The organism is Rhizobium sp. CFBP 13726 (assembly GCF_014841925.1).
Lineage (GTDB): Bacteria > Pseudomonadota > Alphaproteobacteria > Rhizobiales > Rhizobiaceae > Neorhizobium > Neorhizobium soli.
This window is the reverse complement of record NZ_JACYUU010000002.1, coordinates 245545-269829: the sequence shown is the minus strand read 5'-3', so window position 1 is coordinate 269829 and position 24285 is coordinate 245545. Positions and strand designations below refer to the sequence as shown.

The following is a 24285-nucleotide window of genomic DNA, read 5'->3' as shown; positions in this document are numbered from 1 at the left end:
CTATCCAGAATGAAGCTAAATCGCAACGAGCTCTGCCAGCTTGTCCGCCACCATTTCCATCGTATCCTCAGAGGTGCTGAGACCGCTGCGCGATGCCAAAAGAGGACTTACGTTTCGAAGAGCCTCGTACGTTGTGTTATGGACGATCGGCACGAGCTGTTCGGTCGCAAGGAGTGCTGAAAGTTCTTTGTCAGCAACGCCAGCTGCTGGAAGACGGCGCAGCAATGCTGGTGTGACCAACACAATCCCAACCCGCGACTTTACCAAGCCTTTGTCGATTTCACGAAGCAATGACGTCCCAAGGGCAATGTCCTTTTCACTGAACCAGACTGAAACACCCCGTGCTTCCAGCATATCGTGCAACGTTTTGGCATCACCCTGCCGATCGTCCCACGCATGACATAGGAACACGTCGCGCAGATCAGGTAATTGCGCTCTGGTCTCAGCAGTCTGACGGATCGGTGTAAGTGCACGGACTTCCGCAGGTGTGTATAATATGGACGAACTGGATTTCGACCATTTCGCTCTTACACGACCTGATCCGCCGCTGATGCTTCCTGGCGAAGAGCTATAGGACGGAGAGTACGACGAATACGACCCATAACCACTATTGTAGCTGTTATAGCCACCATAACGCCGGCCGCTGCGGCATGCTGGGCAGTTTGCTGCGGCGCTTGCTGAGCGATGGCCTTCGCTCGGTGCTGTACATTTAGCCATTTGAAAATCCCTCCAAACCGGACATTCAGCTGTCTTTGATCGTCGAACGCGGGTGCGACTTTCCATATTTCGTAGTGACAAACCTGCCGGAAATGGCACTTCTGTAAGTGCCGCCTGTGCTACCGCCTCCCGCCACTTCACGGACAGTGGTCCGCGGATTTGCACGCCCGTGCTTTACGGTGACGAAGCGTCCCGTAACTGCGCTGCGGAAAAAGCTGCCGCTTCTTTTTGCCTTTGCCATCAATCTGTTCCTCTTCGATATGCCCACGAATCTGGGCAATTCGAGAGTAACAAAAGTGGGTGTCAAAAACTGTCACCCAAGACCGAGATCACCGGCTCCCACCTTTCTAATAGACTGTTTGGTAATTCCTAAGGCAATGAATCGAAGTCGGCTCTTCGATGATCCTTTATGAAGCTACGCAGTCCTTCTGGCGCGACGACCTCGACTTCATTTCCCCACGAATAAAGGTGCCAAGCCATTTCGAGCCAGCCCGCCGCATGAAAGCGAACCAGGAGACTTCCATCCTCCTGTGTCTCTACGACCTGCTTCGGGTGAAAGGAGAACTCAGCGGCTCGCGCTGCGGCATGGGGAGCGAAACGCCAAATAACCTCGTCATACTGCTTTGGGTTCTGAAAGACCCCAAATGATTTCGCAGTGTAGTCTTCGAGAGAGAAGCCCGACGTGATACTGAAGCTCTCATCCAAACTCTCAGCGCTGAGTATCCGGTCCATTCGAAAATTCCGCATCTCGTCGCCGCGTTCTGGTTGACGTGCCACGAGATAGCTTCGGTGCCCGAGCAAGAAACCATGTGGCTCGACCACACGCTCAGGCGCATCCTTGGTTCCGTATCTGATCCGCAATCTGAATGGTCCCCGCAATGCCTCGATAACCGCATCGACCACAGTCGGGACCAGATTAACCCGCGGCCCAGGGCGCGCCACCGAGCCCATTCCCAAAAGAACCGCTTCGACATCTGCCTCGGTGCGGAGAGCGTCTTTTGGGGTTAAGCGGGCAAGCAATCCACCGCGAAGGCCATCTAACGCTGCAGCGTGGCGGACACGACCATCGCTGCGGGCTGTTCTGCTCGCGATTTCCAGCGCCTCGACTGCTGTCTCTTGCCGCAGTTGCAGCTTTTCCATGATTGGGTCATCAACTCGCCAGCGTCTTCGACGATCAGGTCCGACGCGCACTTCCACATTATGAAAAAGAGTCTCAAGTGCTTCAGTCATACGCTGTGCCGTTCGGTGCGAGATCCCGAATTCCTCGCGAATTTCATTGAGGCTGATCCCAGACCGCTGGGTGGCAGCCAGTCGCGCAAGTCGGATAAGATCTTGAGACTTAGAAAACGACACGACGAAATTCCTTCGACAACGACCATGTCAGATATTGACACCCACGCACACTATGTTCGAACTTACAAGCTGTCGATACGCGCTTGCTTATCTCGGATTAATACTGTGCATCGTTACGAACGATGTTGCCTGAAACAGATAGACATTCCCAAGGACTGCTATGCATTATTCGTTCCTCGTCGCCGATCCACGCTCCGGACTGCATTACAGACTGACAGATACTGGTCTAGCGGAACTGTCTGTCGCTCCCAAAGCGTCCGACTGGGTTCCCGGGCGCGTTATCGCCAACAACTCCGATCCGGTATGGTCTGACAGTCTCGCCAATGCGCCAATTGAAACGATGTCCTCAGTGACGGCAGCATTGGAGGATCTGGTCTTTGCAACATCGGACCTGAGGATACCTGAAGTAGATGGTCTGCCTGATAGTCGAGCAAAACAGCATCTCTCGGCATTGGTCGGACTCTGGCGGGAGCTGGGGGACGCCTTGCCTGAAGGCTTGGCTCCGGTGCGCCATGTTCTAAACCTTTCGCATGGATGCTTCTTGACCCCAACTCTTGTTGTCGAAGGTTCACTGGATCCACTAGCGCCACCTTCATTGGCGGCGCTCTATGCCCGTCTAAAGAGTGAGTTCGGCTCAGTCCCAGCGGCCCCGCGCGACCGACCGGCTTCCGTTGGCAGCCGACTGCACGCACTACAAGGCGGAATCGCCAGCGGTCAGATCACGGCTGGCCCAATCGATAGCAGCCTCGCCTTCCACGGCCTGCGCGATCCTGCGGCCTGCGCAGATTTCGCCGCCGCCCATGCACGCGCGCTGATCGATGCTGGCACTCCTGCGCGCGATATTGCTGTCCTGACCGGCGGTAGCCCATACCAGATCGCCCGAGCTTTTTCTGCGCAAGGTATACCGCTTTCCGGTCTGCCTGCAGACCTGCCGAAACGCGATGTCATTGGTGAGACTGCGCTCCATCTGGCACTCGCGAAACGTCCGCCAACTCCCGCAATGGTACTGGCAAGCCTCGTGCTCTCACCTCTCATGCCTTGGTCTGCTCAGACTGGGCGAGATTTGGCGGAAATCCTGATGGGCGGAGATTTCCGGGGAGGAATCCTCACGCCAAACTCGGCGCATAAAGCACTGTGGGATGATATCCATGCTTCGGCGAGCAGTTTGGCGCAATTGCGTTTCCTTCTCGACCGTATTTGCGATCAGATTACCGAAGGTGAGCGTGTTCGAGCCCGGCTCGCGGTCCCTCCGGGCGACGGCTCGCCTGATTGGGAGGTAATTCTGCGTGGGATTCAGGTGATGCCACCTGCGAGCCCCGATCCAGCCCGCAATCTGGAAGGCGTCAGTCTGTGGCTCGCGCATGAAAGCCCATGGCGCCCCTGCCGCCATTTGATCATCTCCGACTTCACCGATGGGTTTTATCCAACACGCCCACGCGCCAATCCAATGTTTCTGGACAGCGAAATCTCCGTGATTCGTAAATTCGCTGGCCTCGCGTTGCGCGGGCGGGCCGAGAGTCTGGCACAAGGGCTTGCGATTCTTGATCATCAACTGCAGGCAACCTCAGAAAGCGTAACGTTTCTGATCCCGTGGCGCGATCTCGCTGGCGCCAGATTGCTGCCTTCCGCAGGACTGTCACTTGTTGCACGGTCCATCCATGGCATCGACGAGGCGAGCGATCTGATCACCGACCTATCGCGTATCGCGCCAGCTGATTGGCCGATTGCGCATCATCATCTTCCGCCACTACCCACGCAACTCGATTTGCCCGAGGCTCTGGACTTTCCCGGTCAAGATCTTCTTTCCCTTCGCCGCACGGATGAAGGAGCAGCAAAGCCGCAATCACCTTCGCGGCTGGAAACATTGCTCGTCAGCCCGCTTGCCTGGTTCCTGGCTGAAATAGGAGCAGAAGACATGTCTTGGTCGGCCGAAGAACTTGATGTCATGGCCAAGGGCAACATCGCCCATGACGTCTTCGAACATATCTTTTTAAAGGATCAACCTATCTCAGATCCAGAAACACTGGCCGCTGCGGTTGCGGAGGCCTATGATCGCGCGTTGACACGCCATGCCGGATATATGCGTAGCCCATCATGGGAGATGGAGCGTAGAGGCCTCGAACGTGAAATTCTGCATGCCGCTTTGCGCTGGCGGGATCATCTTTTGGCATTGAATGCAAAGATAGTCGGGAATGAAATCTGGCTGGCTGGAGAGGCACACGGCATTCAACTGCATGGCAAGGCAGATGTAATCCTCGAGCTGCCAGATGGCACACTGCTTGTCGTCGACCACAAGAAAAGCGGCACTTCTGGTCGGCGCAAGCGGATGGAGGCAGCCTGGGACCTGCAGGCCGGGCTTTACCGCGACATGATCTCCCGACCACTCCGACGCGAGAACGACGGGATGGATCCGTTAATTGGCCGCAGGATTGCTGTTGCGTATCACCTGATGAATGACGGAGGGCTCCTTACCTCCGGGTTAGCGCTTTCCGAAGGCTCCCCCGCTCGAGACATGGGCGACGCCGTGAGTGACAGCGCAGTGGAAAGGCTGACCGCACGGCTAGCGGAGCTCGGGGCTGGCCGGGTGGTATTGAACACATCCGTGGATGAAAGCTTTTTCAAAAAAGAGGCCGGTTTCACTCCCTACGCGCTGACCGATGGTTCTGCCCTCGTGACTGCCTTTATTCGTCAGATTGAGGAGAATTAAGCATGGATCATGGATTGGTGATCGTTCCCGCCGGCGCCGGCGCCGGCAAGACCCACCGCATCAAGACCCAGCTCTCTGATTGGATCAAGCGCGGTGTGGTCAAGCCCGAACGTATTCTGGCCGTGACTTTTACTGAGGCCGCAGCAGGCGAGCTTCGTGAACGTATTCGTGCCGGGCTCCTCGCGGATGGTCTCGTTTCTGAAGCTATGGCGGTTGAGCGCGCGTATGTCTCGACTATCCATGGGCTAGGCCTGAGGCTTCTGACCGAACACGCGTTCGCAGCAGGTGCCTCACCGCAACCACGCCATCTCGGCGATGCGGAAAGAGACCTGTTGATCCGTCAAGCGCTTGCACACGCGAAATCGCTGGATCCGATCAAGGCTGAGCCTGAGCGGTTTGGCTATGAAGCAAACTGGCAGAAAGGTGAAACGATCGAGGACTCTCTGCGCAGCCGGGTGCTGTCGATGATTGATCTCTTACGCGGTCTTGGAGACAAAGGCCGCGATCGCGGCCTGCTCGCACCCGCGCTGTCGCGATTGGATACGGTTTATGGCACGGTATTGTCAGATCCAACCGCTGCCACCAATGCGCTGTCAGCAGCTATCCAGACGATGCTCGTCACCTTCCCGGAAGGCGGCATGGCCCACATAACAGCCAAAACTAATGTCGAAAAACTCGAAAAGAACCTTGCGCTGTTCAAACGGGTTCATCGCTCGCCCGATCTTCTGGATCGAGACTGGAAGCTTTGGAATGACCTGCGCAGCCTGTTCGTGTCAAACCGCACGAGCAAGACACCCGATGGTTATGATGATCTTGCCACCGCCATCATGGCTGCCGCCAACGTACTGCCCACCCACCCCGGACCTCTTGCTGATGCGAAACTCCACCTGTCGTGCCTGATCGCCTGTGCGCAAGAGGTGATGGAGGCCTATGAGAGCCGTAAAAAAGCCCTGGGGTTGATCGATTTTGCGGACATGATCACGGGAGCCGAACGGCTTTTGCGCACGGATTCCGCTGTGCGCCAAGCTGTGCTCGATGAGATCGATTGTGTCATCATCGATGAGTTCCAGGATACCAATCCGGTGCAATTCGCCCTCCTGTGGCAGCTTGGTGCACATGCGACCCGCACGCTGCTGGTCGGCGATGTGAAGCAATCCATCATGGGGTTTCAGGGTGCCGACCCGCGATTGTCTCAGGCACTGGCGGCAGCGAACCCGCAGGCAACACAACCACTTGATCGTAACTGGCGATCGACCCCGTCCGTGATGCAATTTGTCAACGCGATGGGAGCCGGCCTATTCGCCGAGAGCTACAACTCGTTGACGCCGACGCGCGATTCTATCTCTGGTCCGGCACTAGAGGTACTTAATGCGGTTAAATCACGCGGCGTCCGCACTGCATCAAAACCACATGAACATATCGCCGAGCGCATTGCCGGCATCCTGAAGGATGGGGAAACAATAACCGACCGCTTTACAAAAACGGCTCGTCCAGCAAGACCATCGGATATCGCGCTGCTGGTCTGCCGGCACGCCACAGCTGCCCGCTATGCCGAAGAGCTCCGCGCCCGTGGCATCCCAGTCCGTATCAGCGAGAACGGCTGGGCTGGGAGCGCTGTTATTGTCGCGGCACGAGCGGCACTTGCGTTTGCGGCCAACCCCGGAGACGTTCATTCCGGGATGGTCTTGCGTACGCTTGGCCCCGATCCGCTTTCTCTGCAAGCCACACTTTCCGCCCAAACTGAAGGTCGGTTGACAGACGACCCGGTCCTGAGACGTCTCGCAGCCCTGTCCGATCAAGTGGCAAGTCTGCCTGTTACCACGGCGTTGGACTTGGTGCTGTCGGTCGCAGGCTTGCGGCTTTGGGCAGAGAGCCAGCCTGACGCAGCGGGGTCGCGCGCAGATCTCTTGCGGCTGGAGGCTGAGGCGAGCGAATTCGAGAACGCTCACCGCGACCTGAAAGCTGCCTCAGGATTCCATGGTGAAACAGTAAAGGTGTTTCTCGGCTGGCTCAACGCTCGCGCGGGTGAGCGGGATTTTGATCGGAGACCTGACCCGTCCGCCAATAACGCCGAGGCGGTCGAGATTGTTACGTGGCACGCCTCGAAGGGGCGCGAATGGCCAATCACCGTTGTCGCTGAATTCGACAACGGCATCGAGGACTGGCCCGGTTCCACGACGGCACGTTTCGATGCACTGGACCGGCTCGACAATATGGCAATAGTGCTTGGTTCGGCCGCGCTCGTTCACACACCCGGATTCGCAGCTCCTGAGGCTACGCGCCGCTTTTTCGAAGATCGGCGTGCAGATTTTGAGGGTAATGCGAAGAATTTGTTGTACGTTGCCCTCACCCGTGCGCGAGACCGACTTGTTCTGGAATGGCCGAGTTTCCTGAAAGAGCGAGAGAACGAAGCGCCTGGGGCGACAAACCTTTTCCATGTTCTTGCAGACAACTGCGCGCCCCAGATCGGGACAAACTCATTGACGGTGAGTGGCATTGAGTGCCCTGCGGTCATCAAGCAATTGCCAGAGCTTGCGGGTTTCACCGAATATACCGATGGCGCAGGCGGCGTTGCGCTCCGGTTTGGTCAAGCTACGCCTCTGGCGGAAATTCCACTTTCGCCCTGGCGGCTGCAACCATCGCAAAGCCGAAGCGCAGGAGTGGTACCCGAAACCGACAGCATCGCTCTTGGCACGCCTTGGTTAAAGACCCTTAACGACGCGGCACGTGGCACGGCACTGCATTTGGCATTGCGCACCTACCTCACCCGACCTGACCTGACTTCTGCGTTGGCATCTGCCACGGCTTTGGATGAGTATACACTCGAGCTGATTTCAGAGCGTGCCACTGCGCTGAAAAACTGGCTGGCGGCAGAAGGCTATACGGACGTCGCTGCCGAAATCCCGGTTCTCGGTTTCACGCAACAAGGTGCCGAGATCCCAGGCACAATTGACCTTCTCGCCATCGGTCAAAAGGGGTGCCTCCTCATCGATCACAAATCCGGCGGCATCGGCGAGGGCCTCGGTCCGTATTGGCCTCAGCTGTCTAGCTATGCGGGATTAGTGGCAAAGTTGTTCCCGCAGCATCCACTAAATGGGCTGGCAGTGTTCTGGGTCGATCATGGGCGATTGGAGTTGGCAAATGTCAGCAAGTCGTCCGTACTTGAATTTGGAGATTAGTGCATGTGGAAGACATTCGAGGCTCGCCTCGATGAAAATGATTCAAGGTACGCAACCCAACGCCAGAATTATCTTGAAATAATCCGCAGCACCGGCCTACGCCCGGGCGATGGCCATGCCAAGAAAATGCTGCCCTTCGAATTTGGTGCAGGTGAGCGTCTGCTGTGGGGTATCGAGGGCTCAGCGCAAACCTTTTATCTCAGTTCCAACTGGCAACGTCTTTTGGAGGAAAACGGCATCACCGCCAGACCGAGGGCATTCGACGAAAGCAAAGGAACTGGGGGTGGCAGGCATACCGGGCTCAATAGCAGTTGGGCGTTCGGGAAAGGCGCTTGTCTGGCCGTGTCCATCGATGACGAAGAGGCCTTGCGCCAAGTGCTCGGCATGTTGTCGCAGTCGGGCGACGCCTTGGCTCTCAACCCGGCTGCGATAACGCGCTGGATCGACCGGTTACGCTCCCTTTTTCCAACTTTCGAACGGTTCGATGTACCGGACTTTCAATTTGACGACGCGGAGCGCACCTACAAGCTGGAGAGCGCTGACGAGCTGAAAAGAACGATTGCGCAGCGTCCCTCCGATCAGGAATTGGCGAATGCAATCAACACTGTGTTTGCCAGAAGCAATCTGCTGCAGTGGCGTGTCTATTGGCCCATGTCGGCCAAGGGTGATGCCGACGGCGATAGACTCTGGCCAGCCTTACGCGCGCTAATTGATGCTGCGCTTGGACCGGCTGAATCTCATGCGGCCGCCCTTGAAGGTTTTGTTGACACATGGATTGCAGCCGTCCCGGACGGCAAACCGGATCCGGCGCGCCAGATCGCCGAATTCCTGCTTCTACATCTGGCGCCGAACGACGGCATCTACATTCGGCATTCCGTACGTCAGGACCTGTGGCTGGAATCTGTTGGTAGCCGGTTTCCTAATCATCCGTCCATGGCTGACACGTATCGTGACGAAAGGCGCTTCATGCAGGCGGTCTTCCGGGCGTTTGCCGATCGAGGTCTGGCGCCGCGCGATATGATCGATATCCAAAGCGCGCTGTGGATCGTGCACAATTACAAGGAAGAGGATGCTGTGATTTTTTCGCGCGAGGCGATCGAGGCGGCCATGGACGCCTATGACAGCTATCGCCAGTCAGGTGAGCATGTCTCCAGTTTCGAGCCATTCGCTGAGCCGCACGAAAATTGGGTGCGCTCGACGCGCCAGCGGCTCAATCGGATCTATCCCTCCAAACCCATCGTCGGCTTCTTACGCGGCAAGACAGAACTCAATGACGGCTGGCGGGATAAAGGGGATGCAGCTTCACGACTTTACAATGCTGGATACATCGTCGTTGACGGCGCTAACTTGCCTGTCGCCCCGCCCCAGGGCTATGCGCATCTGATCGGCGACGCCGATCGCATCCGGCTCTGCGCCCGCAACTACTATATAGAACCGAGCCGTGAAAACGGCATGGCAGAGGCTGTAATCCGCGCTGGAGATGTCGGCCGCGACATTGGTCTGCGCGACGCATTCCCCGTTATATGCAGCGCGCTCGGCGGCGAGAAGTTTCAGAAGCTTGCCAATGTTCCAGAGCCTTCGCACACGCTGCCAAATCCAAGCAGTTCGACCGTCTTCACCTACCTGCTCTCTACAGCGGAAGGCCACCAAAGCATGTCCTTTGCCCCCCTGACCGAAATGTCTCGCGCCACCAATCTGATCCTTTATGGCCCGCCCGGAACCGGTAAGACCTACTCCACGGCCTTGAACGCCGTGCGGCTTTGCCTTGGCGATGCCGTGGCCGAGCCGCTACGCGAAGACCGAGATGCACTGATGGCTGAGTATCGTCGTCTGGTTGCCGAGGGACGAATCGAATTTGTCACCTTCCACCAATCATTTTCCTACGAAGACTTCGTTGAAGGACTTCGACCGACGACAGCGAGCGAACAGGAAGGTGACACCGATGGTCCAAGCACATCAGGCGGATTTAGTCTCAAACCCCATGCTGGCGTGTTCAAGACCATCAGCGAGAGGGCGCGACTCGATACCGGTGATGCGCCGGCAAAGCGCCTTGATCGTTCGCGCCAAATCTACAAGATCGCACTCGGTCGACGCGGTAGCCAAGAAGACCGGATCCGCGACGGACTCGACCATGGCCTGATTCATCTTGGCTGGGGAGGCGATATTGACTGGTCAGATGAGCGCTTCGACGATTTCGAAGAAATCCGGAAAACCTGGAAGGAGGAGAAGGACCCCGATGCTTCCGGGAAGGATCCGAATATCGAAACGCTCTACTCTTTCCGCGCAGGACTCCAAGTCGGGGACTATGTCGTGATCTCCGATGGTCGTGACAGTTACCGTGCTTTCGGTCGGGTAACCAGCGATTACTATTTCGATCCGGATGCGAGCTTCCACCCACACCGTCGGCGCATAGATTGGATCTGGCGCGATACAAATGGCGCCGAACGCGCACCTTTTTACGCCCGATATTTCCGCCAACAATCGGTCTACCGCCTTGATCCAGACCTGATCGATTGGGATGCCCTCGAAGCGGTGGTGGTTGATCCCCATGCCGAGCGCCCGGTCGCGGAAGCCCGACCTTACGTCCTGATCATCGACGAGATCAACCGGGCCAATATTTCCAAAGTTTTTGGCGAGCTCATCACACTTATCGAAGTCGACAAGCGGCTTGGCTGCGAAAACGAGATCAGGGTCCGACTTCCCTATTCAGGGACTTTGTTTGGCGTACCGGCCAACCTCCATATCATTGGCACAATGAACACGGCGGACCGGTCGATCGCGCTGCTCGACACCGCCTTACGCCGCCGCTTCACGTTCCTCGAACTGATGCCTGATATCGACAAGCTGCGCCTAGCCTTGGCGAACAGAGGGCTCGATGCTGCAGACCTTCAGGGCATAGACCTGTGCAAGTTGCTGAACACGATCAACGAACGGATTGAGTATCTCTTCGATAGAGAGCATCAGATCGGCCACGCATATTTCACCAATTGCCGTAGCCGTGCCGATGTCGAGGATGTCATTCGACACAAGGTTATTCCGCTTCTGGCTGAATACTTCTACGAGGACTGGTCGAAAGTGGCAGCTGTCCTGGGCGATAGCGCCGACGCCAAAGCTTCCCGCTTCGTCGAGGCCAGAAGGCTGGCTGCGCCCATTGGCTTTGGCGATGATGAACTTGGTGGCGACAAGATACGCTGGAGCGTCAAAGCCAGTTTCGACTTTTCGGATTTTGCCGCCTGATGCCGGCCTATACGGTTCGCGAGTGGGACAAGCTGCCCTATGGCGAAGACGAAGGTCAGATACCTGCCCTCCAAGCAGACAGGCTGGCGGCACTGGCGGCCCGGTCGACCTTTGCCGGGCGCGGCGGTGGCGGCGTGCTCGAGCATGGCCGGCATGCCTTGCGTGCACGGGGTGTCGTCGGGATTCTAGCGGCAGGCGATATAAGCCTGGAGATCTTGCCAAAGATTGATGTCGCGCCTGGCGAAACAACCGATCATCAAAATGCAGCGATCCGCAAGCGCCTAGTGCATATGCTGGCGGTCGCGCTGGATCTGAAAATCGATCTAGGGGTCATTGCCAATATTGCCTGGCAGCGGGAAACCCTGCTCGAAATCCTGATCCGTATCTTCTGCGACAAGTTGACCGAGGCTTTACGCAAGGGCATGCCCCGCCGCTATGTGAACTGCGAGGAAGACCTGCCGACCTTACGCGGACAACTCGACATTGCCCGTCAGTTCACGCGTCATGCTGCCAATCCATCACGCTTGGCCAGCCGCTTTGATCTCCTGTCCGAGGACACCCCGCTCAATCGCATTATGAAAGCGGCAGTGATGTGCCTCACTCGCATCTCACGGCGTTCCGCCAATCAGCAACGTTTGCGTGAGCTAGCTTTCGTTTATGCCGACATCGCGGACGTGCCAATCTCCGCGTTGGGCTGGGAACAGGTTGTCATCGACCGCACCAACCGGTCTTGGCAGGAACTTTTTGCCATGGCCCGGCTCTTCTTACAGAACCGTTATCAGACAACGACAGGCGGTGCCGGTCAGGGCACAGCGATGCTGTTTGAAATGAATGCCCTGTTCGAAGAGTATGTTGGACGCTTGATCGCCCGGGCGCTAGCGGGAACGGGGCTCACAGTTTCATTGCAAGGCGGGCGGCTGTTTTGCCTAAGCGCGCAGGACAGCGGACACGCCTTGTTCCAAACAAAGCCTGATATCCTCATTCGTCAGGGTGGCAGGGTCGCCCATGTTATCGACACGAAGTGGAAACGCATCGCTGCTCGGATTGAAGATCCCAAGCAGGGTGTTTCGCAGGCGGATGTCTATCAGATGATGGCCTATGCCCAGCTCTATCTCGCCCCACGCCTGACACTGCTTTACCCTCACCATCCCGGTCTTGGTGCCGACGACGCCGTTCATTCGCGTTACTGCATCACCGGCCATGATACGATCCTCGAGACTGCAAGCATCGACGTATCAAACAGCTCGCAAGTGGTGGCTAGACTGCGCGACCTGATAATCGGGGGAAAAGCGTAGGTGGTGCGGAGGCACAATATTTGACCATACAAATAGCTCAATGCCTACTTCCGGCCATGAAGGAATCTGAACATACTACCCGCTACCACGCCACACCAAGATACTGAACCAACCCAATGCGCTATAAGCAGTCACCGTTCGGGCAGGCGCGTGACTGCATGCTCGACCTGTACTTCTGCACTGTCCCGGTGATCATCGTCGCAGCACGCCACTGACGACCCTGGTGCCCGTTTTCCAACTCAGCGTAATCTGTTAAATACTGATAGTGACCTGTCCAATGTAGGACAGGTCACGTTTCCGAGTTCTTTGGTGAGGATGATCCCGCGTCACATTCGTCTCAGTCACAGTATGTTGGGTAACATACCGATAAATCAGGCGGCTGGAATGACTGGATGGTCTGCCTGGTGGGGGCCCGGAACGTGGCCTGCTGGAACGACCGCCGACGCACCGAGTACGTGTTTTTCCTGATCGTCAAAGAAGATGTGAGCGCCGCATGCCTTGAGAATCGGCGCCTTTTCGAAGGTGCCGACGAAATGCGCTTCGTCTGCCGGCGTTCCCCATGCGCGCAAAGTGTGAACGACGCGTGCATGGGCTGGAGCATTGCGTGCTGTGACGATAGCAATTCTAACTTTGCTGAAGCCCTTATCATCCATGTAAATCTCTCGAAGGATCGAAAGCTTCTTCAAGAAGTTCCCAAAGGGACCGCCAGACATTGGCCTCGTGGCGTTGTCGCGCTCGTGCGCCAAGAATGCCGGCAATCCTTGCTTTTTATAGATCTCATCGGACTCTGCACTGAATACGACCGCATCACCGTCAAACGCAATTCGAACTTCGTCTTCAGAAATTTCGATTGGATTTACTGGAGGCGGACCGAGCTTCGCGGCGGCCGAACCGGCCCCTACAGCAGCACGAACGTCCGCATCTTCGTTCGAAAGGAAAAGATCGATTGCCCAACCAGAAACGTAAGGGCCAATCGGGCGCCCGCTCGTGAAGCTTCCTGTCTTGATCCCAAGCCCATAAGACTGGATCGAATTGAAGGCGCGTAGCGACAAATCTGGGGAGTTTCTTGAAAGCAGCACCACCTCGACAAATGGGCGCTCGCCTTCGATATTTAGTCGGAGAAGCCGCTCGATGACGTCAAAGCCCGTGCCCTTGTTGATGGGAAGACCTTCGCGTTTCAGCTGGAGTTCTGCATATGCCCACACGCCATCGCGCATGAAGACAGCATGCTCTTCCTCAAGATCGAAGAGAGCTCGCGTCGAGATTCCAATCCGCAGCGGGGCCGCTTGGAGAAGGCGACCTTTCTCATTGATTAATGACATTCCTAGATCCCCCCTTCGGGCCAAACATCATATTCCGTTTTGACAATCTGTAGTCGTGTATTTTTCTCTTCAAGACGCCATCGTCGCTTCAGATAGAATTCCAGCGCCTGACGAACCACTACCACTAGAAACTCACCTGAAAAACCATACTCCTTGCGCACCACCGCCGCCTGTTCGGAGGAAAGAGCTGCATTCGGGGTCAAGAAAATGCGAGCTCGCGTGCGCCACTCTTCATCTAAAGGCAGAGCGCTCTCTAATTGGCGTTCGTCGAACGAACTCTTCGGGCTAAAGCGGATCGGAAGATATTCACGATAGGCGTTGTGCTTGAAGCTGAAGGCCCTGAGGTGGACGTTCTCTCCATCCGATGTGAACCGCACCGGTACCAACCACTGTCCTTCGTCGACGCCTGTCGTCAAAGATGTGTATCGAACATGAACCGCTTTTCCGGTTCTCATCACATCGTAGAGTCGGGCCACGATTGCCGCATCGGCCTGACGAAAAGGCCTTGGCACAGAAGCCGAACCATCTTTGACGTCTTCAGCATCTTCCAAGACCTCAAAGTCGCTCGTCAAGCTGGGTGGCATCAGTGACTGGTGATTTGTACGCGCGATGTAGGCCTTCCGCACAGCGTCATACTCTGGTGGAACCGGAGCAAGCTGCAGGTACGTTCGAAAATCAATCGCCGCTTGAGCGCTAGATATCTGAAACCGTTCCATAAGGTCCCGCCGATTTGCTGCACCCCGCCAAGTCAAGCACCTGTCCAGAAAAATCACGCGCTCGCGCTGAGCATACTTGAGGTCATCGATCTTCATGGAATTTAACTAGCTTGACTCCGTATTTTGGTCTATTTAAAAATTACACGTATAAAAAATACACGTACGGAACAACGAGTACGGAGCTGTCACGATGACCCATCGGTGGAGTCCCAGGAAATCGCACACGCGGCGTCTTCGCTCCGGGAAGATCACCTCAGTATGCGGGACCATCGTCTGCCACTCGGCGGATGAAACATCCAAGCGTGGAGCCTACCATCACCCTTGCCCCCATTGCAGGACGGAAGTCATCAGCGTTCGCATGCCGAGAGGCGGTTGGGTTCATTTCGAGGCGAGGCAGGAGCTGAGGAACACGAAACATTGGTGCCTACATCTCGGTGAAGGGATGAGCCGGCGCCGAGACGACCTTACGTTGGATCTTTTCAACCCAGGTAAATGAGGTGAGGCATGCCTGCTTATCGCGACTTTGACGGCGATTCAGGAGTAGTTTTCTATCGCTATGGCGGGGACTGGATTGAAGTTGAGTTCCAGCGCGGAATCCAGCGCCAATATACTATACTTACGCCAGCGCAGGGGCCAGGCATATTGAACAGATGAAGCGCCTTGCGGATGCTGGTGACGGTTTGAACTCTTACATCAACAAAAACGTGGCCAAACTGTATGCATCGAAGCGATAGTTCTGGATCAGCAATCCTTGACCGAACATTACTCGTTGTGATCGTCCAGGACTTTTGAAAATTTCCGTGTAGAGCCACCCCACTACCACGAAGCAGTCCGACAAAAAGCCGGAGAGACAATCAATGCGTATCCTGCACACGGCTGACTGGCATATTGGCCAAACCCTGAACGGTTGGTCTCGTCAGTATGAACACGCGGCTTTTGTTGAATCTCTGTGTGATGTAATTTTGACGGAACGTGTTGATGTGTTGCTCATCGCAGGCGATGTTTTTGACGGCATCAATCCGTCGGGCGAAGCACAGCGATTGCTTTATTCCGCCATCGCGGGTTTCTTGCGTGCAAATCCCAAGCTGCAAATCGTGATGACCGCCGGAAATCACGATCCCGCGCAGCGACTCGAGGCGCCTGAGGCGGTATTGAAAGAGCTCGGCGTGCACGTTTTGGGCACATTGCGGCGCGGGGTCAGTGGTGTGGACATTGACCGGCACCTCATCCCATTGAGTGACAGCACGGGTGTCGTTCGCTTGCATGTACTGGCTGTGCCTTTCCTGCGTCAGGCTGACCTGCCGGGGCTGCAGTTAGGTGCGACAGGCGGAGCCGAACCCGCGGTTACCGCCGCAGTCCGCGCTTTGCACATAGCGATGTCGGATGCCGCGACGGTTCGCGCCGCTGGATTGCCACTCATTGCCATGGGGCATCTGACCTGCGCCGGTGGTCTCGAATCCGAAGGGGCGGAGCGGCGTATCCTTATCGGTGGTGAACACGCAGTCCCGCCCGACATCTTCCCGCCCGCTCTATCCTATGTCGCTCTCGGCCATTTACACCGACATCAATCGCTTGACGGTGGACGGGTGCGTTATTCCGGCTCGCCCTTCCCTTTGTCGGCAGCAGAAATTGGCTATGATCACGGTGTAACGCTGCTCGATCTCGATCATGGGTTTGTACCGCGGCATATCCCTCTAACCCGACCCGTAGAAATGCATCGCCTGCCCAAAAACGGTGTCGCATCGCTGGCGGACGTCTCGTCTGCTCTGCACAGTCTGAATCTGTCGCCAGACACACCACGCCATGCGCAACCTTTCGTTTATCTTTCGCTGATCGCCGACCGGCCGATAACCCAGATCGCCGCTGAGGCCGAAGCGCTTATCGAAGCGCTTCCAGTTCGCCTTGCCGGCCTTTCGATCACCAAACCCGGGGCCGTCACCGCACCTGAACCGCCACCGCCAAGCCTCTCCGATACGTCCCCGGAAGATCTGTTTTTTATGGCTTTCAACCAATCCCACGGCATCGATCCCGATCCCGCGCATCTGGCCGCCTTTCGCGATGCCCTGTCCGAAATCTGAACGGGAATTTTTTATCTCATGCGCATCCTCTCTATTTCCGGTCAGAATATTGCAAGCCTTGCCCAGCCGTTCGCTATCGACTTTACAACAGAGCCGCTGGCGGGTGCCGGACTTTTCGTGATCACCGGCGAAACAGGAGCGGGCAAATCGTCAATCCTGGACGCAATGTGTCTCGCACTCTATGGCGACGCACCACGTCTTGCAGGATCAGCAAGCGACGAAGTGCCTGACCCGTCCGGCAGGAGCATCAGAGCCAGAGATTCTCGCTCGGTCTTGCGCCGCGGCGCCGCACAGGGTTGGGCCGAGGTTCGTTTCACCGCACGCGACGGGCAGGATTATATTGCTCGTTGGCAAGCGCGGCGTGCCCGCGATCGGGTCGATGGACAATTGCAGAACGTCTCGCGATCGCTGGCGCGCGCTTCCGACGGGCAGATCATTGCCGGCCAGAGCTCGATCGTCGCCGAACAAATCGCTGCGCTGACGGGCTTTTCATATGATGAGTTTCGCCGCACAGTCTTGCTCGCACAAGGCGATTTCGATGCATTTCTTCGCGCCGACACCAATGATCGTGCCGGCCTTTTGGAAAAGGTAACCGGTACGGGCCTCTACCGAGCGGTCTCATCGCGCATCTATGATCGTACCGAGGCTGCTCGCCGGGTGCATTCGGCATTGGTACAGCGACGCGAGGGCCACAACATTCTGACGGATGAGAGCCGTGCGGCACTGGAGGCGGAACGGCTTGTCGCATTAGAGGCCAATCACCTGGCAGGCGAGGAAACAAAGACAATTCAGGCCGGATTGGCTCGGCACACCCGCCATGCTGAAACAGCCCGGCTGGTCACACTCGCCGAAGCGGAACTTGAACAGGCGGTTACCCATCAAAGCGATGCTGATGCCGATCACACCCAGCTTGCGCGCATCGAGCTGGCAGGCCCGCTGCGTGCTCCGTGGCAGACAGTGCAAAACAGCAAAACCCGCGTAATACAGGTGACGGACCTCGCCGCGAAGCACAAAATCCTGTCTGATGAGGCTGTGGCAAATGCCGATGTATTGAAAGACGTGGCCTGCAAGGCAGAGGCCGAACATTCTGCACAGGAGGACAGATTCAAGCAATTCGGCCCGCTTTGGGATCAGTCAGCCACGCTGGATAACCGCATCCTTTCGGCCATGTCCGAACTGGACGCCTCCCGCTCGCAAACCGCGGCATTGGAGCAGGACGCAACAGACGCCCTCCATACATTTCAGACCTTGCAACGGGAAGAGACCGAAACCCGCGAAACTCTGCGGGTGACCGAAGCCGAACTGGCCGGCCTTTCCCCTGATTGCACATTGGCGGATAGCTGGGCACAGACCCGCCAGCACATTGCCGAGCACTACGAAGCGCAATCCAGCCTGACACAGGCGACAACGGACATTGCCACCCATGATGAGCAGATCCGGAACTTAACCCTTGCACTGACCGAACTGGCAATCAAGACACAGGCGGACACGCGGGAGGAAGCGAGACTTCATCAGGAAACGATCGACCATACAGATATGGTGAGCGCCACCGAAGCCAATCATCCACCGGGCCGCGGAATGGAGCATCAGACGCTCGCGACAGCCCTTGCCGATATGCGTCGCGCCGAACACGACCACAATCTTGCCCGGTCGGATGCTGCTGCAGCGGAGACAAGCGCCAAGCTTGCCAGGGAAGCCATCGATGTCGCCAAAACCGACGCTGCCTCTGCCGGTCAGGCAATGGCAACGGCGAGCGCGCAGGCCGCCGCCCTCACCGCTCCCGCCCAGCGCGCCGACATGGCCGTGTCCGAAGCTGCCCAACAACTCCGTCTGCGTCTTGAACCCGGAATCCCCTGCCCGGTCTGTGGCTCCGAGGATCACCCGACACATGCCGATAGTGCCCTGGCGGATCTCGCCGCAAGTCTTCGTGCCGACCTTGTCGCTGCTCGGGCCGCTGTTGAGGCGGCGCGGGACAAGCAGGCGGCAGCTCAACGTACTCAGGATGGCGCACAAAAAGAACTTGAGCTGGCCGGAAAAAATGCACAGACAGCCAATGCAAAAATCACGACCGCATTGGCCGATTGGCAGGAAGCACAGGGCAGGGCAGCGAGAGTTCCCCTGTGCCCTTCCCTGCCGGGTCAAATAGGCGAAGGCGTATCCAGGCTCGACACCCTACTGGCTGCGGCGGACTCCGCACGGAGCGGAGAGGCTGAAGCTCAAATGAAACTGGCCGAGCTGCGACAAAAACTTGCTGACGTGTCCCGCATGCGCGAAGACCTGCGCAAAATCATTGCAGGCCATGCCGCCGCACGGGAAGACCTGAACAGCAAGCTCGCATTCGCCTCCAGCAATCGCGCGCTCAGCCAGCGCGCGGCCGAAACTGCCGAGGCACAAGTTACCCGCCATGCGAAAGCGATTTCGCCGCTGCTGGAGCAACTTGGCGAAACACTGGGGGATCCCGAACTCTTTGACCGGCTCGAAAACCGGGTCTTGAAGATCGCCGGACTGCGCAAAACCCGCGAAACAACCGCGGGCACACTCATTTCCCTTGCTCCGCTGATGGCAACCGCTGAAAGCCGGGCGGAAAATTCCGCCAAAAACCGTGATGTGGGCAATGAAGCAGTCGCCACACGTTTGAATGCATTGCAGAGCCTGCAGGCGGAACGTGCGCCGCTCCTAGGTGGCGAAGCCACATCGACGCATAGAACCCGCCACAACGAAGCGCGCAAAGCGGCGGCAGCTGCATTGGACACCGCCCGCCAAGCCTTTGCGACAGCCATGAATGGTTCGGCGGCTGCGCAGGCTAAGGCCGAAAATACCGCTGATGCATTATCTGGCGCCCAAAAAACGCTTGAGACGGCGGAAGCGGCGCTTGCGAATGCATTCGCCCTATTGGATTTGGTCCAGGGTGATCTGGACCAAATATTTGCTCTCGAAGAAACAGAGATCGTCGCCCTGCGTCAACGTCTTCGCAAGCTTGACGACGATGTCATTTCAGCCCGCGCCGCGCTGAATTCGCGTCGCATGGATCATGCCGAAGCGGAAGCGGCAGGCATGCCGGAAGAGCCCCCGGAAGCGTTGTCAGACGCGCTGTCCACACTCGATGCAGCTATCCGTACGCGGGCCGAACGCATCGGCGGAATCGACAGCGAACTCCAACGCGATGTAGTGGCCCGGGCCGCCCTTACCGACCTAGAAACGGAAATCAAACAGGCACAATCAGAACTTGACGTGTGGGAGGCCGTGAACCACGCGGCAGGTTCTCGAAGCGGCGACAAATTCGCCAGGGTGGCGCAATCAATCACGCTGGACGTGTTGGTCGATCACGCCAACCATCATCTTGTCGACCTTAATCCACGTTACCGCTTGCGCCGTGCGGCTGACCTTGCGCTGCAGGTCGAAGACCGCGATATGGGTGATGAAGCCCGTGCCACACGCAGTCTCTCGGGTGGCGAACGTTTTCTGGTGTCCCTCGCCCTTGCGCTCGCTCTTTCACGAATGGGAGGCAAGGGCGGCCTTTCATCGACATTGTTCATCGACGAGGGTTTCGGATCACTCGACGCAGGCAGCCTAGACTTGGCGATAGATGCACTGGAAAGCCTCCAGTCACAAGGTCGGCAGGTGGGTGTCATCAGCCATGTCGAAGCGATGAAGGAGCGTATCCCCACGCGTATCGCGGTGAACAAACAAGGGAGTGGGAAGAGCGCCATTGAAGTCCACCAAGCTTAGCGATTGACCAACCACCTTCCGCCTTGGCGCAAATACTTCGTATTAATTGGGTGCACAATGTCAGTCGGACCGCGCGGCGTTATGCTTATAAGATTCCCCACGCCCGAAACCTCCCCCTCCCCGTCATCTCTCTAAGGCCAAGTTCCAAAACGATCCGCCGCGCCGCCTGTGGCGTGACCTCGAGCGTTTTGGCCACCATCCCGGCCGACACCAATGGCTTCGCCATCACCAGCTCGACCAGTTCCGGCAGTTTTGAGGACGTCCGCCGTCCTTCGAGTTTTCTCTCGAACATCGTTTTCGCCAGCGTCAGCCGGTCATGCTCTTTCATGCCGATGTCGGCGGCCGCCAGAATCCCCTGAGCAATGGCGAGCAGCCGCGTTTCCCGATCACGACTTCGGCGCCGATCGACGGGAATTGTTTTGAGGCCAAGGTTGAGAGCGGCGAGATGGGCCACGGTGGTGATGCCGGCTACCCGTAGGATCGATGCAACTAACAGACGGCCGAGCCAGGGCGCGTGCTGCAGGACGGACAGCTCGCTCCACGCATCGAGGGCAACAATCCCCTGCAGTATCGCCGGCAGATCTTGTGCCTGGCGCAGCACGCCGCGCCATTCGTCGAGCCGGGCATCCTCATCCCAGTCGAGGTCATAAACGAGAGGATCCTTTTCGGCGCGGCTGCTGCCGGCGCGGTTGGGGCGGGTCGCATTCTCGATTGCCGCCTCGGACCGTGCGAGCACCGCATCGATGGCCGCTAGATCGACGCCCTGGAGACTTTCGACGTCGTCGCCGTCAGCCCCCTCCCCTTCCAAAAATTCTATTACGCCCGCACGCTGAGTGGCGCTGGCCGGCTCCGCCGCGTCGAAGCCGACGGGATTGATGTCCGATGTCTGTCGCAAAGTGCGGATACCATCCGGCGACAAAGCCCAGTCCGGCGACTGGCCACCGATGCGCCGGCGGGTTCGCAAAACGTCACGGGCGATGGTGAGTTCGTGGGTGGGTGTGCGGGTATCGTGAAAGGCGTCGTGGAGGACGAGGTCTTCGAGGTGGACGAGTTCGCCGTCGATCCAAAGCGATGCGCAGGCGTCGGCGAAGTTTTGGCGTTCGAGAAAACCGGCGCCGACGGGTGAGCGGGCAATACGCTCGTCGAGACGGGTCAGGGCGACCGCCACATCAAAAGCGGGCCCAACCAAGTTTGAAATGCTGATTTTCGCGAGATCGTAAGCCATTGATTTTATGGTAAATGAGTTCTTAAAGGAACGCTATATCAATATTTGAGTTCCTCACATGGTATGATTTTCTGTTGGTGATCTAACCTTCGATAAGTACCTATTATCGAGGGTGATTGATTTCGGGCAGCAAATCAGAAAGAATCCGGTAAGTCCCTGGCCGCTCGGCCGTCGAAACCGTCGATCGTGAGGTTCGCTATGGCCATGCTGCCCCGTTCAAAGACCGCCGTCGATCGCCGGGCCGACGAGCTCGACACCATCGCCAGCGTGCTGCCTATCGACCGCCGCGACGAACTGGCTGAATTGCTCACCGACCAGGATATCGAAACGCTGCGCCATCTGGTCAACGAAGGCATGGGCGAAAACACCCTGCGCGCGCTCACCTCCGACCTTGCCTATCTGCAAGCCTGGTCGCTGGCCGCAACCGGTGCCTCCCTCCCCTGGCCGGCACCCGAAGCCTTGGCTCTGAAATTCGTCGCCCACCATCTCTGGCAGCCTGATCAGCGCGACATCGACCCCCAACACGGAATGCCGGCTGATGTCGAGCAGAGCCTGCGCGAACAACGGTTTCTCAGATCGTTAGGGCCGCATGCGCCCGATACGGTGCGCCGGCGGCTTGCCAGCTGGTCGACGCTGACGAACTGGCGCGGGCTGACGGGTGTCTTCTCCTCCCCTTCGCTGAAGTCCGCGATCCGTCTTGCTGTCCGCGCGACACCGCGGCCAAGGAAACGCAAAAGCGCCAAGGCGGTGACCGGCGACGTCTTGGCAAAAATGCTCGCGACCTGCAGCACCGACAACCTTCGTGATATCCGCGACCGGGCAATCCTGATGGTGGCTTTTGCCTCGGGCGGACGGCGTCGCAGTGAGATTGCCGGTCTGCGCAGGGAGCAGCTCACCGCCGAGCCACCAATCACCGTCGAGGGGGCCCCTCCCCTCCCCTCTCTCGCCATTCACCTCGGTCGCACCAAGACGTCAGGTGCCGAAAGCGATGAGGTCGTTTATCTGACGGGTAGACCTGTGGATGCGCTGAATGCCTGGCTTGCGGCCGGAAGGATCGAGGCGGGGAGCATTTTTCGGAAGATCGATCGCTGGGGGAATGTTTCGAAGCGCGCGCTGGAGCCGAGTGCAGTCAACCAGATCGTCAAACAACGGGCGGAGATGGCTGGACTGGAGCCTGGGGAGTTTTCGGCGCACGGGCTGCGGTCGGGTTATCTCACGGAGGCTGCCAATCGTGGCGTTCCCTTGCCAGAAGCAATGGAGCAGTCCCGACATAGATCGGTCCAGCAGGCCTCCAGTTATTACAACAACGCAAGCAGGCGAACAGGACGGGCTGCCCGCCTTTTGCTGTAACCGATTATTCCATAGTGAGACGCGGCCGTATCTATCAAATGCTGCCAGAACAGCTTTTGGGCCGAGATATGCAAAGAATCGCGCGTACGCACAACTTTACGCGCCAGCCGAAGCTATTGAACAGACCTTAACATTTGATAACTCAGGACTACTGCGCAGCTCTGTAAAACAAAGCCCGTCCGGTGGGTATCAACTGCAGAAGGTAGTCAAAATCGCTGACATTGGCTGTGAGTACCGTAAAGCCCAATTTCTGCGCCTGTAGAAAGAGAACACAGTCCTGAAGTGCTCGCAGGCGCGCATCTTTTTCATAGCCCTGAAGGCGGCACAGCATGCCGGATAGGAGTGCGGCCCGCCCCAACACGTCAGGATCGGGCGCGAAAATACGGTGTGGCTTCATGTCCATGATGGTCACACCTATCTGCCGGACCGCTCCCTTGGTGCCGGGGTGTTTGGGATCCAGGACGCCGACAGTGTGCATCAACTCCTGAATAGCCACAGTCGAATGATTGCTTATTCTGATATCGAGGAGATCGGCAACGACCTCCGGCGCACGTCCCTGCAGGCCGTCGATATAGACACACGTATCCAGAAGAATATCTTGGCCACTGTCTGCCCGATCACTGACGAACGGGAGTTCCTCGTCCTGCCGTCTTGCTAAAGTGCGATAGGGATCAAACCGAGCCCAGCGGAGCGCCGCGTCGAAATCAAAGTCCGACAAATTAGAAACCCAGCTTCAGATCGGGATCTACTGTACCTTGCGTCTTGCGGAACGTGGCTCCGAAATTGTCGTCCAGGGCAACATTTGCCAGTGCAAATTCGATCAGATCCGTGTCTGTCTCAATACCCGTATGTTTTTTTGCCTGTTCAATGAGAGCAGGACTGATACGGCCGCCGATCCGCTTGCTCTTTTCACCCAGCAAGCCGGAATGCTCAGCGGCTTTCATCACGGCTTCGAACCGGGCCTTGCTGACGGTTACAAACTGTCCAGCCTTCGCGGACCGGGCGGCCGCCGTGAGAACGCCGTCGGGCGACGACGATGTGATGGTTTTTTCGCGGCCTTGTTTTGTCATAGACGTCTCCAGAGATCACAGTAATGTCTGACATTATCGGTCTTTGTCTGACAATACGCGATTTGCACTTGCTGTTCAAGGCTGCAGCGAGGAACCGAGGTTGCTGCCTTTCCGAACCACCCCTCTCAATCCCGATCTGCCGCTGATGATCGGGTGCATCGGTTCGGTTTCATGCGTCATTGAGGGCACGGAGCATAACCCTCCCGATTGCGCTGTTTCTCACCCCGCCTGATTTTAATCTCGATGGTCCGAGGACCAACTGCCTTTAGGCGTAGGTCTCTTAGAGATCCTTAGCGTCCGCCGAAAG

General features: G+C 57.4%; 14 protein-coding genes. 7 read left to right on the top strand and 7 right to left on the bottom strand.

The features are described 5' to 3' along the window. Positions 1 to 15: 15 nt before the first annotated feature. Positions 16 to 717, bottom strand: a complete 702-nt coding sequence (locus tag IFT66_RS08255) for a toll/interleukin-1 receptor domain-containing protein (protein WP_192077297.1) — start codon at positions 715 to 717, stop codon at positions 16 to 18. 369 nt (positions 718 to 1086) lie between these two features. Next, on the bottom strand, positions 1087 to 2070 hold the full coding sequence (locus IFT66_RS08250; protein ID WP_192077296.1) for a WYL domain-containing protein: 984 nt from the start codon (positions 2068 to 2070) through the stop codon (positions 1087 to 1089). Positions 2071 to 2230: 160 nt separating this feature from the next. Between IFT66_RS08250 and IFT66_RS08245 the strand changes: the two genes are divergently transcribed. Genes IFT66_RS08245 through IFT66_RS08230 form a run of 4 tightly spaced genes read left to right on the top strand, consistent with a single transcriptional unit; the run spans position 2231 to position 12488 of the window. Beyond that, on the top strand, positions 2231 to 4777 hold the full coding sequence (locus IFT66_RS08245; RefSeq protein WP_192077295.1) for a PD-(D/E)XK nuclease family protein: 2547 nt from the start codon (positions 2231 to 2233) through the stop codon (positions 4775 to 4777). Positions 4778 to 4779: 2 nt separating this feature from the next. Further along, positions 4780 to 7956, top strand: a complete 3177-nt coding sequence (locus IFT66_RS08240; RefSeq protein WP_192077294.1) for a UvrD-helicase domain-containing protein — start codon at positions 4780 to 4782, stop codon at positions 7954 to 7956. 3 nt (positions 7957 to 7959) lie between these two features. Then, positions 7960 to 11193 (top strand): AAA family ATPase, encoded by a 3234-nt coding sequence (locus IFT66_RS08235; RefSeq protein WP_249406398.1) that lies wholly within the window; start codon positions 7960 to 7962, stop codon positions 11191 to 11193. Next, on the top strand, positions 11193 to 12488 hold the full coding sequence (locus IFT66_RS08230; RefSeq protein ID WP_192077293.1) for an McrC family protein: 1296 nt from the start codon (positions 11193 to 11195) through the stop codon (positions 12486 to 12488). Before IFT66_RS08235 ends, IFT66_RS08230 begins: the two co-directional genes overlap by 1 nt. A gap of 371 nt (positions 12489 to 12859) precedes the next feature. Here the strand turns inward: IFT66_RS08230 and IFT66_RS08225 are convergent, their stop codons facing one another. Beyond that, positions 12860 to 13810, bottom strand: a complete 951-nt coding sequence (locus IFT66_RS08225) for a 5'-nucleotidase (protein ID WP_192077292.1) — start codon at positions 13808 to 13810, stop codon at positions 12860 to 12862. Between the two features lie 2 nt (positions 13811 to 13812). Beyond that, on the bottom strand, positions 13813 to 14622 hold the full coding sequence (locus IFT66_RS08220) for a hypothetical protein (protein ID WP_192077291.1): 810 nt from the start codon (positions 14620 to 14622) through the stop codon (positions 13813 to 13815). 761 nt (positions 14623 to 15383) lie between these two features. Here IFT66_RS08220 and sbcD point away from each other — a divergent pair. Further along, on the top strand, positions 15384 to 16604 hold the full coding sequence (sbcD, locus tag IFT66_RS08215; protein ID WP_192077290.1) for an exonuclease subunit SbcD: 1221 nt from the start codon (positions 15384 to 15386) through the stop codon (positions 16602 to 16604). An 18-nt stretch (positions 16605 to 16622) separates the two neighbouring features. Then, on the top strand, positions 16623 to 20333 hold the full coding sequence (locus IFT66_RS08210) for an AAA family ATPase (protein ID WP_192077289.1): 3711 nt from the start codon (positions 16623 to 16625) through the stop codon (positions 20331 to 20333). Positions 20334 to 20418: 85 nt separating this feature from the next. On the opposite strand, the gene IFT66_RS08205 is transcribed toward IFT66_RS08210, so the two are convergent. Next, positions 20419 to 21558 (bottom strand): RHE_PE00001 family protein, encoded by a 1140-nt coding sequence (locus IFT66_RS08205; RefSeq protein WP_192077288.1) that lies wholly within the window; start codon positions 21556 to 21558, stop codon positions 20419 to 20421. A gap of 198 nt (positions 21559 to 21756) precedes the next feature. Between IFT66_RS08205 and IFT66_RS08200 the strand changes: the two genes are divergently transcribed. After that, complete coding sequence (locus IFT66_RS08200) at positions 21757 to 22908, top strand: site-specific integrase (protein ID WP_192077287.1); 1152 nt, start codon at positions 21757 to 21759, stop codon at positions 22906 to 22908. Positions 22909 to 23056: 148 nt separating this feature from the next. Here the strand turns inward: IFT66_RS08200 and IFT66_RS08195 are convergent, their stop codons facing one another. Further along, positions 23057 to 23626, bottom strand: a complete 570-nt coding sequence (locus tag IFT66_RS08195; protein ID WP_113469588.1) for a type II toxin-antitoxin system VapC family toxin — start codon at positions 23624 to 23626, stop codon at positions 23057 to 23059. A gap of 1 nt (position 23627) precedes the next feature. After that, on the bottom strand, positions 23628 to 23978 hold the full coding sequence (locus tag IFT66_RS23485; RefSeq protein WP_249406397.1) for a hypothetical protein: 351 nt from the start codon (positions 23976 to 23978) through the stop codon (positions 23628 to 23630). Positions 23979 to 24285 lie beyond the last annotated feature (307 nt).